Genomic DNA, 9,756 nt, shown 5'->3' with positions numbered 1-9,756 from the left:
GATTCCCGCGGACGGCCCGTCCTTGGGCACCGCACCGGCAGGAACGTGGACGTGGAAACGTCGCCGCAGCGCCGCGTCGTCCAGACCGAGCTCGTCCGCGTGGCTGCGTACGTAGTTCAACGCGATCTGCGCCGACTCCTTCATCACGTCGCCCAACTGACCCGTCAGGGTGAGCCCCGGCTCGCTGTCGGGTCCGGTCGGGAATGCCGTCGTCTCGACGAACAACACGTCACCTCCCACGCCGGTGACTGCGAGTCCGGTCGCCACTCCAGGCGCTGCTGTCCGTGCGACCACCTCGTCGTCGACCTTCGTCCGCCCGAGCCAATCCCGCAGTTCGTCGGACTCGATGTCGATCGGCGTCTCCGTTCCGGTGGCGACCTTCGCGGTCACCTTTCGGACGAGACGCGCGAGCTCGCGTTCCAGCGAGCGCACGCCCGCCTCGCGTGTGTACCCGCGGATGATGGAACCGATCACGTCGTCGTCGAGCACGACTTCGTCGGTCGCGAGCCCCGCCCGTTCGATCTGGCGCGGGAGGAGGTAGCGGTTCGCGATGAACACCTTCTCGGCCTCGGTGTAGCCATCGAGGCGGATGAGGTCCATCCGATCGAGCAGCGGACCGGGGATCGTGTCGGCGACGTTCGCGGTGGCGATGAACACCACTTCGGACAGATCGAGATCCACCTCGAGGTAGTGATCGCGGAAGGTGTGGTTCTGCGCGGGGTCGAGCACTTCGAGCAGCGCGGCTGTCGGATCGCCCGACCAGCCGCCGGCGGTCAGCTTGTCGACCTCGTCGAGGAGGATCACCGGGTTCATCGTCCCGGCTTCCTGCAACGCCTTCACGATGCGACCCGGCTGCGAACCGACATAGGTGCGCCGGTGACCACGGATCTCGGCCTCGTCACGGATCCCGCCGAGCGCCACGCGGACGAACGACCGCCCCATCGCCCGAGCGATCGATTCACCCAGCGACGTCTTCCCGACCCCGGGGGGACCGACGAGTGTCAGCACCTGCCCCTCGCCGCGCTGAGTGTCACGACCTCGGAGCAACTCGTCGCCACTCGAGTCTGGTCGGTCGTGACGCCATGCTCGGTCGCCGGCGCTCCCGTCGCGGGCGGGGTTTCTGTCGCCGGCCGGTCGTGAGTCGAGGCCGCGGTCGTGGCGGAGCTTGCGGGCGGCGAGGAACTCGATGATGCGTTCCTTGACGTCGTCGAGGCCGTAGTGGTCGGCGTCGAGGATCTCCTGCGCCACATCGAGGTCGAGGGTGTCGGCGCTGCGCTCGCCCCATGGCATCTCGAAGATCCGGTCGAGCCAGGTGCGGACCCACCCGTGTTCGGGCGACTGTTCACTCATCCGCTCGAAGCGATCGAGTTCCTTCGACACGAACGTCTTCACTCCATCGGGAGCATCGAGCTCGTCCAGCTTCGTCCGGTACTCACCGACCACGTCGTCGTTGCCCTCGCCGAGTTCCTTGCGGATCGCGTTCAGCTGCTGGCGGAGCATGAACTCGCGCTGCTGCTTGTCCATCCCCTCGCTGACGTCGTTCCGGATGGTCTCGGCGACCTGCAGCTCGTTGAGGTGACTCCGCGCCCAGCTGTGGATCGCGTCGACCCGGTCGGACACGTCGACGGCCTGCAGCACGCGCAGCCGGTCGTCGTCGGAGAACTCGGCCCACAACGCCACCGCGTCGGCGAGGCGTCCGGGCGTCTCGATGGTGCGGAGCAGTTCGGGGAGTCGACGCGAGTTGCGCAGCTCCGCGATCAGTTCGAGCGTGGCACGCAGCTCACGGGTGGCGGCTTCGACACTCGTGGACACGACCCCGTCGATCACCGGCTCGACCAGCGCGAACGACGTGCCGGCATCGCCGGTTTGGATCGAGGTGACGCGCGCTCGTCGCTCGACCTGCACGATGGCGGCCGATTCCCCCGTCGGCAGGTTGCCGACGTTCGGGACCCGGGCGATGACCGCGAGATCGCGCTCGTCCCCACCGGTCAGTGCGATCCGACCATCGGTCTCGCCGACGGCCGCCTCGACGGCCCGCCGGAGTTCGTCGGTGGCCAAGGTGAGCGTGACCGTGGCTCCGGGGAGCACGGCGGCCGGAAGGTGGGCGAGCGGAAGACGGATCGTGGTGGAGGACTGGATGGTGGTCTGCTCAGACATGGGTACACGGTACGAGCAGCAACTCTGAGTCACACCCACTCAAGATTCACACCCGAATCGGGAATACGCGGCTCAATCCCGGTCGACACGGCGCCGACGACTGGTTTGTGTGACCGAAACCGCCAACGGACGCGGATTCGGTCACACAAACCGAGAAAGAGCGGCGGGAGGGCGGGCGGACTACTCGAACGTGGCGGCGACCTCGAGCGCTTCGTCCCACGAGGCGCCGGCGGCGAGTGTGCCACGCATCTTCATCACCCACCGTGGGGCGTTCACGCCGAGTGCTCCGTGGAGCCGGTCACCGTTTCGGTACAAGGCAAGGAACTTGTCGTCCTCGACCGCACCGGTCGCGACGACGACCTCGTCGTCGGCCGACGCACGACCGAGAAACTGCACCCGGACGTCGAACTGGTCGCTCCAGAAGAACGGCACCGGCGCGTACGGAACGGGTTCCTCACCGCGGCTCACGGCGAGCAGGTTCTTCGCCGCTGCGGCTCCCTGTTCGGCCGCGTTCGTCCAGTGTTCGACGCGCATCTCCTCGCCGAACAGCGCGTTCGGCCACCGCAGCACGTCACCCGCGGCGTACACACCCGGCCGGAGCTCGCCGTCGGCTCGACGTGCGTTGAGCGTCTCGTCGCACACCACACCGTCGCGGATCTCGAGGCCACTGCCATCGAGCCACGCCGTGTTCGGAACGACGCCGATCCCGACGACGACCACGTCCGATTCGACCAGCTCGCCGTCCGACAACAGCACGCCCGCCTCGTCGAGACGTTCGACGTCGACGTCGCAGCGGACGTCGACACCCCGTGCGACGTGCATCGCACCGATCGCCGTGCCCATCTCGGCGCCGAGTCCACGGATCAGCGGGGCGGGCGCCCCTTCGAGCACGGTCACCTCGTTCCCGAGCTGCTTCGCCGTCGCGGCGACCTCGAGCCCGATGAAACCGGCACCGATCACGACGACATGGTGGTTCCCCTCGGCCAACTCGGCGCGCAGGCGCAGCGAGTCGTCGAGCGTGCGCAGCTCGTGGACGTGGGCGTGTCGACCTTGATCGGGAAGACGCCGGCACGATGCACCCGTCGCAATGATGCAGCCGTCGAACTCGACGTCGGTGCCGTCGGTCAGATGCAGCACCCCCGAGTCGGCCTCCAGTCCGGCGGCGACCACACCGAGCCGCCATTCCACGTCGAGATCGTCGAACGAGTCGGGTTGGCGGAGGTGGATCCGCTCGGGCTCCCACTCACCCGCGAGGAGTTTCTTCGACAATGGCGGCCGATCGTAAGGACGGTGCACCTCGGCCCCGACCACGATCACCTCGCCGTCGAACCCTTCGGTCCGCAGAGTTTCCGCGGCGCGCAACCCGGCCAGCGATGCACCAACGACGACGACACGTTCCATCTTCATCCCGCCAACATGGCACACCGTCGGCGCCGCCTTCGCCTCCGTCCGCGACGACCGGTACGGTCGATCCGGTGACCACCGACGATCGTTCCGACATCACGCTGCCGACTGCCGACCAGGTCAACGCGATGATCGAGGAACTCTTCCCCGGAACCGGCAACACGTGCGCCGAGATCGGCCCGGGTTTCGCGCTCGCTCAGCGTCCCGTCGACGACTCGATGTTGCGCCCCGGTGGCTTCGTGTCCGGCCCGACCCAGTTCGGTCTGGCCGACGCTGCGCTCTGGTACATGGTGTTCGCGGCAACCGGCCGGATCGAACCGATGGCGATGACGTCGGAACTGTCGATCCGCTACCTGCGACCCGCGCAGGGCTCCGTGCTCTGGGCGCGTGCGACCGTGGAATCCGCCGGACGACGCAACGTCGTGGGCACCGTCCGCGTCTGGTGCGACGATCGCGAACACAAGCCCACCTCGGTCGCCCAGGGCACCTACGCGATGCCGCTCTGATCGATCCGCTGGAAGACTGGGGCCATGTCCGGTCATCCCCGATTCCATCTCGCCGTGCCCGTGCACGACCTCCCTGCTGCCCGCGAGTTCTACGGCGGGCTGCTCGGCTGCCCCGAAGGACGGTCGGCCGACACGTGGGTCGACTTCGACCTCTTCGGCCATCAGTTCGTCGCGCACCTCGACTCCTCGGCGACGGAGCGCGTGCAGCTCACCAATCCGGTCGACGGTGACGAGGTTCCGGTTCCTCATTTCGGCGTCCTCCTCGAACCGCAGCAGTGGCAGGAACTCGCCACCCGACTCACCGACGCCGGGATCGATTTCGTGATCGAACCGCACACACGGTTCGCGGGCGAGGTGGGCGAGCAGTCGACGATGTTCTTCCTCGACCCCTCCGGCAACGCGCTCGAGTTCAAGGCCTTCGCTCACGACGACCAGGTCTTCGCCACCTGACGACGACGCTGCCGTCGACCTAGGTCGACACCCAGTGGATCGCGGCGTCGAGCTCTCGGTTGTGGAACGTGCGGACGTGGCCGTGCAACGTCCACTTGAGCACGTTGATCGCGGACGACAGGTGACCGTCGTCGGTCACGACCGCACCCTTGTGGAAGTGGATGTGACGGAGTTCGTCGGTGAGCTCACCCCACGCGCCCTCACCGAAACCGTCGAAACGATCGCCGAGGTGGAGAACCAGGCGAAGCTTCTCGTGACGCTCGACGACGGCATCCACCTCGGGCTCGATGACCGTGGAGAAGTCGTCGGTGGTGAAGCTGCCGACGGCATGGAGGCCGAAAACGCCGTCGGGAAGGTCGTCGATGGGTTCGAGCACCGGCGCAGCGTAGGCGCTCAGCGCGCGTCGTGACGGAACGTGATCGACATCCGCGGACCCGCGTGCCTGCGGCGCTTCGGCACACAGTGCTGCCACTCGTGCTGACATGCACCGCCCATCACCAACAGATCACCGTGGCCGAGGCCCCAGGTGAGTGAGGCGCCACCGACCTCGCCGTGCTCCGGGTCGCTCACGCGCCGCATCTGGAACGGTCGGCTCTCGCCGACACTGAGGATCGCGACCACCGGGTCACTCACGCGGTGCCGATGTCGATCGGCATGCCACGCCACCGAATCGTTCTGGTCGCGATACAGATTGAAGCCGATCGAGTCGAAATGACGGTCATAGCGATCGGCGAGTGCCCAACGGGCGTCGGCCAGCACGGGAAGTGGCGCCTCGTTCGACTCCGCCTCGTTCCACCAGGACGTGAGACGCGGCTCGTCGACGAGGCGGTCGTACATCGGCACGCCCGTCCGCTGCCGGAACTCGAGGCGGTCCATCAGATCGTCGAACAGCGAGTCGGCTCCGTCGAGCCACCCAGGGACGTACTCGATCCACGAGGACCCGGACAGCGCGCTACGCGATGCCTCCGAGAACGACGGGTCGAAGCAGGGATCGTCCGATCCGAAGAGTGAAGCCTGACGGAACATGTGTTCGATCCTCGCGAACGGAGCCGTCGTCGTCAAGTCCCGTTTGACGCCGCGTCGAGCCGACGATCTGACACGATGTGGTCAGGAATGCGCCCATCGATCACCCGCTCCAGACTGGCATCCGCCGCCATCGTCGTCACGTCGCTCCTGGCCGTTTCCTGCTCGGACGGCTCCGAGGGCGTCGCGGTGCCCGGGGCTGCCGTGACCGACACCACTCCGACGACGAGGGAGCCGCCGACCGCTCCCTCGTCGACGACCACGACCACCACGACGACGTCGACCACCGTTGCGCCGTCGACGACGGCCGCACCGACCACGTCGCTCGCACCCTCCGCCCCCACCACCGCCGAGCGGTCGGTCACGCTGATCCGTCAGGGCGACGAAGGCCCGCGGGTCGAACTGGTCCAGCTCAAACTGATCGCGCTCGGATATCTCCCGGCCGGTTCGGCAACCGGCGTCTTCGATGGCGCGACGAACAGCGCGGTCCTCCGCTTCCAAGGCGAATACGGCCTCGTCGTCGACGGGCTGGTCGGCCCGCAGACCGAGCGCTCGATCTCGGCCGCCGCCGAATCGGTCAACCCCGAAGGCTGACCGTCACCGACGCAGCAACCGCCGGCCGAGTGCCGCGGATCGACGCGACCGCGTCGGCCCTCGAACGCGGCGCTCAGTGTTCACCTCGACGACACGTCGGGGATTCCTTCGCACTCGTAGCGTCGGATCCAACGGGTGCGCACCCCTCGGTTCGTCGCCCCGCAGAAGTCGCCCGCCGCGTTCCTCCCCCTTGCGCGAGCGGGCCTCTTCGCGTTCCGACCGACAGGCACCCGGTCGCCGAGCCACCGACGCCCGAGCGGTAGCGTCCCGCCGATGCGCTATCTGGTCGCGTCCGATCTCCACTACGCACTTCCGCAGCTCGATTGGATCGCCGACCAAGCTGCCGACTTCGATGCGGTGATCCTCGCCGGCGACCATCTCGACGCAGCCGGACGAGCGGACATGAGTGCCCAGGTCGCGCTCACGGTCGCGTTCCTCGGACGCCTCGCCGAGACGACGAAGGTGATCGTCAACTCCGGCAACCACGACCTGATCGGCCGCCGCGAGGACGGCGAGAAGGCAGCGATCTGGCTGTCGCGCATCGACCACCGGGTGTCTCGCGACGGCGATTCGTTCCGATCGGGCGACGACATGATCACCGCCTGCGCGTGGTGGGAAGGCCCCGCGACTCGCGGAGAACTGGAACATCAACTCGCTGCCGCCGCCGAATCGCGGCCACCCGGACGGTGGATCTGGGTCTACCACTCCCCACCGGACCGATCACCGACGTCGTGGTCCGGACATCGGCACTACGGCGACGATGTCCTCAACGGACTGATCGACATGCACCAACCCGACATCGTGTTGACCGGGCACGTGCACGAAGCACCCTTCCGTCCCGACGGGTCGTGGCACGATCGGATCGGCGACACGCTCGTGTTGAACGCAGGCCGTCAACCGGGCCCGATTCCTGCCCACCTGATCGTCGACACGACGACCGACGAGGTCGACTGGTGGACGTTCGAGGGCAACGGCACGATTCCGCTGTGAGCGTGCCGGTCAGTACGGGCTGTCGGGCTCGCGTTCGGAGCCGACGTCGAGTTCCTGGCCCGAACCGTCCATGATCTCCTGCAGCACGGTCGGCACGAGACCGAGCGTCGTCCCGCTGTCGGCGAACTGCACCTCGAGATCGGTGAGGTAGCTCGTCACCTGGAACAGACGCCGCGCGAGCGTGCGGGCAAGATGCGCCATGAACTCCGGCGAATGCTCGAGCAGTTCGTCGAGCCCGTCGATTCGCCGGACCACGGTGGGTCCGACGGCGATGACGTCGGCGCCGGCGGGTTGATCCAACAGCAAGCCGACCTCGCCGACGATCGAACCCGGTGCATCCATCTGCACCACGCGCACCCCGTGTCGTTCGACCACGAGTGCTCCGCTGACGAGCACGAACAACTGATCGGACGACTGCCCGTCGGTGAGGATCCGCTCGCCGTCCTCCAGCGTGACGGGCTCGCCGTCGCTCAGCAGATCGAGGATGTCGAGATCGTTCACATCAGCCTTTCGGGCGACCGCTCGATGCGGCCCGGAACGCCGAACGCTACCCCGCGGAGTCTCGGCATCGAACGACGACCTGGAGGGCGGTCAGCGGGACGTGGCGATGGACGCGACGCGGGCGGCGACGCGCACGGCCTGGGCCGCGCAGTCGGCGTCGTCCACGCCGGCGAGTCGTCCGGCCAGGAACCCGCCGGCGAACGCGTCACCGCAGCCGAGGGTGTTGACGAGGTCCGCCGGAACAGCATCGACGTGCAACGTGGCCCGATCGCGGCGGGCGACGACCGCTCCCCGGTCGCCGCAGGTGACGACGACCGTGTCGGCGATGTCCAGCAGCCGCTCACCTGCAGCGGTCGGCTCTGCCACCCCGGTCATCCAGGCCGCCTCGTCGTGGCTGGGGAACATGACCGCCGCTCCGCTGAACGCTGCGAGCACGTCACTCGGTTGCTCGGTGTCGTTCAGCATCGCGGCCGACGAGGGATCGATCGACCACGGGATCCCCGCCTCGGCGGCGATCTCGACCAACCGCGTGAACGCCCCACGCGCAGTGGGTTGGAGGTACGTGTAACCGGTCAGGTGCAGCCAGCCGATGTCGTCGAACCAGGTGGGGGCCACATCGGAGGGAGCGAGCACCGTCGCGGGGTCGAGTGACGACACCATCGAGCGGTTGCCGTCGCTCCCGACGATCGCCGCGATCGCCCGACTCGGAGCATCGTCGCGCCGGATCGCGCGAACGTCGACACCGTGCCCCGCCAACTCGTCGGCGAGAAAGTCACCGAGCGCGTCGGCTCCCACCACGCCGACGAATCGGGACGGAGAGCCGCACTCGGCCGCCCACGCCGCAACGTTGGCTGCCGAGCCTCCGCCCGACATCGCGACGGTTCCCGCCGTGTCGGAACCGTCCGCGATCCCGCTCGGTGCTGCGACGGTGATGTCGGCGTTCAGGTCACCGACACACAACAGCCGCGCGGTCACCGAACGCCACGCGACTCAGCGGAGGGTCTCGTCACCTTGCGCGAGTTCGACGGTGTCGATCAGGTCTTCAGGGTCGCCGATCAGGTACCGATGGAGAAGTGCACCGAGCACGCCACCGAGGATCGGGGCGACCCAGAAGAGCCACAGCTGAGCGAGCTGGTCGGCACCGGCGAAGATCGCCTGCGACGTGGAGCGGGCCGGGTTGACGCTGGTGTTCGTGACCGGGATCGAGACGAGGTGGATCAACGTCAGCGTGAGGCCGATCGCGAGTCCGCCCATTGCCGGAGCAGCCTTCTTCGACGTCACGCCCATGATCACGACGAGGAACACGGCGGTGAGCACGACCTCGGCGAGGAACGCCGCGCCGAGCCCATAACCACCGGGTGAGAACTCGTCGTATCCGTTCGCCGCGAACGTCCCCTTCTCCCAGCCGTCCTGTCCGCTGGCGATGCCGAAGAGCACCGCCGCGGCGACGATCCCGCCGACCACCTGGGCGATGACGTAGCCGACTGCCTTGGCGGGTGCGAACCGGCCACCCGCGACGAGGCCGAGCGTGATCGCCGGATTGAAATGGCCGCCGGACACGTGGCCGAGTGCGTACGCACCCGTCACCACGGTGAGACCGAACGCCAGGCTGACGCCGAGGAAACCGATGCCGAGGCTGGTGCCGTTGCCGCCGAGCCCGAAGTCGGAGGCGAGGACGGCGGCTCCACAACCGCCGAGCACGAGCCAGAACGTGCCCACGAGCTCAGCAACCAGTGCTTTGACGTCTTCGGCCTTCACGATGTGTCCTCTTTCGTCGGGTTCCGCGTGCCGAACAGTAGCCCCGGCGACGCGTCGGGTCGCGAACCCGTCACGACTCGGAACCATGCGTGCTCGCTCCATGGACGCGCGGTGATCACACCATCGTGACCGGACGCGATGACGTAGCGTTCGACGGATGACATCGAATGCCGAGCTGCTGGCTCAATACCGCCGCGTCCTGCCATCGTTCCTCTCGCCGTACTACGCCGAGCCGATCTCGATCGAGCGGGGCGACGGCAGTTGGGTCTGGGACGTCGAAGGCGCCAAGTTCCTCGACTTCTTCGGCGGTGTGCTCACCACGATGGTCGGCCACAACAACCCCGCCGTGACCACCGCGATCCAGGAGCAGGCG

At 67.8% G+C, this 9,756-nt stretch carries 12 protein-coding genes; 5 read left to right on the top strand and 7 right to left on the bottom strand.

All coding sequences use genetic code 11. From position 1 onward, the window contains the following. Positions 1–2,157 (bottom strand): endopeptidase La (lon, locus tag ON45_RS05755; protein ID WP_040492649.1); only part of this gene is annotated, 2,157 nt, incomplete at its 3' end. A gap of 180 nt (positions 2,158–2,337) precedes the next feature. Continuing rightward, positions 2,338–3,564: an NAD(P)/FAD-dependent oxidoreductase gene (locus ON45_RS05750; RefSeq protein WP_040492647.1), complete on the bottom strand. Its 1,227-nt coding sequence runs from the start codon at positions 3,562–3,564 to the stop codon at positions 2,338–2,340. Between the two features lie 68 nt (positions 3,565–3,632). Between ON45_RS05750 and ON45_RS05745 the strand changes: the two genes are divergently transcribed. Further along, positions 3,633–4,067 carry a PaaI family thioesterase gene (locus ON45_RS05745; protein WP_241432154.1) on the top strand — a complete coding sequence of 145 codons (435 nt, stop codon included), beginning with the start codon at positions 3,633–3,635 and terminating at the stop codon, positions 4,065–4,067. A 24-nt stretch (positions 4,068–4,091) separates the two neighbouring features. After that, a complete protein-coding gene (locus tag ON45_RS05740; protein ID WP_040492645.1) occupies positions 4,092–4,517 on the top strand; it encodes a VOC family protein in 426 nt (141 codons plus the stop codon). A gap of 19 nt (positions 4,518–4,536) precedes the next feature. On the opposite strand, the gene ON45_RS05735 is transcribed toward ON45_RS05740, so the two are convergent. Both ON45_RS05735 and ON45_RS05730 read right to left on the bottom strand, forming a co-directional pair. Then, positions 4,537–4,893, bottom strand: a complete 357-nt coding sequence (locus ON45_RS05735; protein WP_040492643.1) for a SpoIIAA family protein — start codon at positions 4,891–4,893, stop codon at positions 4,537–4,539. A 17-nt stretch (positions 4,894–4,910) separates the two neighbouring features. Further along, positions 4,911–5,543: an alpha-ketoglutarate-dependent dioxygenase AlkB gene (locus ON45_RS05730; protein ID WP_040492653.1), complete on the bottom strand. Its 633-nt coding sequence runs from the start codon at positions 5,541–5,543 to the stop codon at positions 4,911–4,913. A gap of 87 nt (positions 5,544–5,630) precedes the next feature. On the opposite strand from ON45_RS05730, the gene ON45_RS05725 reads away from it, so the two are divergent. Next, positions 5,631–6,134 carry a peptidoglycan-binding domain-containing protein gene (locus ON45_RS05725; protein ID WP_040492642.1) on the top strand — a complete coding sequence of 168 codons (504 nt, stop codon included), beginning with the start codon at positions 5,631–5,633 and terminating at the stop codon, positions 6,132–6,134. 273 nt (positions 6,135–6,407) lie between these two features. Beyond that, positions 6,408–7,124, top strand: a complete 717-nt coding sequence (locus ON45_RS05720) for a metallophosphoesterase family protein (protein ID WP_051062558.1) — start codon at positions 6,408–6,410, stop codon at positions 7,122–7,124. 9 nt (positions 7,125–7,133) lie between these two features. Here ON45_RS05720 and ON45_RS05715 read toward each other — a convergent pair whose 3' ends face one another. The 3 genes from ON45_RS05715 to aqpZ form a co-directional block, all read right to left on the bottom strand. After that, positions 7,134–7,625 carry a Crp/Fnr family transcriptional regulator gene (locus tag ON45_RS05715; protein WP_040492641.1) on the bottom strand — a complete coding sequence of 164 codons (492 nt, stop codon included), beginning with the start codon at positions 7,623–7,625 and terminating at the stop codon, positions 7,134–7,136. Between the two features lie 90 nt (positions 7,626–7,715). After that, the gene (locus ON45_RS05710) at positions 7,716–8,600 is read right to left on the bottom strand and encodes a carbohydrate kinase family protein (protein WP_040492640.1); all 885 of its coding nucleotides are present in this window, start codon (positions 8,598–8,600) and stop codon (positions 7,716–7,718) included. Positions 8,601–8,615: 15 nt separating this feature from the next. Further along, positions 8,616–9,383: an aquaporin Z gene (gene aqpZ, locus ON45_RS05705; RefSeq protein WP_040492639.1), complete on the bottom strand. Its 768-nt coding sequence runs from the start codon at positions 9,381–9,383 to the stop codon at positions 8,616–8,618. A 157-nt stretch (positions 9,384–9,540) separates the two neighbouring features. Here aqpZ and ON45_RS05700 point away from each other — a divergent pair. Next, the coding region (locus ON45_RS05700; RefSeq protein ID WP_040492638.1) for an aminotransferase class III-fold pyridoxal phosphate-dependent enzyme at positions 9,541–9,756 on the top strand (216 nt) is incomplete at its 3' end.

The organism is Ilumatobacter nonamiensis YM16-303 (assembly GCF_000350145.1).
Classification (GTDB): domain Bacteria; phylum Actinomycetota; class Acidimicrobiia; order Acidimicrobiales; family Ilumatobacteraceae; genus Ilumatobacter_A; species Ilumatobacter_A nonamiensis.
This window is presented reverse-complemented; position numbering and strand designations above follow the sequence as displayed.

What these genes read in the sequence shown, in the direction of transcription:
- ON45_RS05750 (WP_040492647.1), bottom strand. Translation starts at nt 3,564, where the DNA reads ATGAAGATGGAACGTGTCGTCGTCGTTGGTGCATCGCTGGCCGGGTTG.
- ON45_RS05740 (WP_040492645.1), top strand. Translation starts at nt 4,092, where the DNA reads ATGTCCGGTCATCCCCGATTCCATCTCGCCGTGCCCGTGCACGACCTC.
- ON45_RS05730 (WP_040492653.1), bottom strand. Translation starts at nt 5,543, where the DNA reads ATGTTCCGTCAGGCTTCACTCTTCGGATCGGACGATCCCTGCTTCGAC.
- ON45_RS05725 (WP_040492642.1), top strand. Translation starts at nt 5,631, where the DNA reads ATGCGCCCATCGATCACCCGCTCCAGACTGGCATCCGCCGCCATCGTC.
- ON45_RS05720 (WP_051062558.1), top strand. Translation starts at nt 6,408, where the DNA reads ATGCGCTATCTGGTCGCGTCCGATCTCCACTACGCACTTCCGCAGCTC.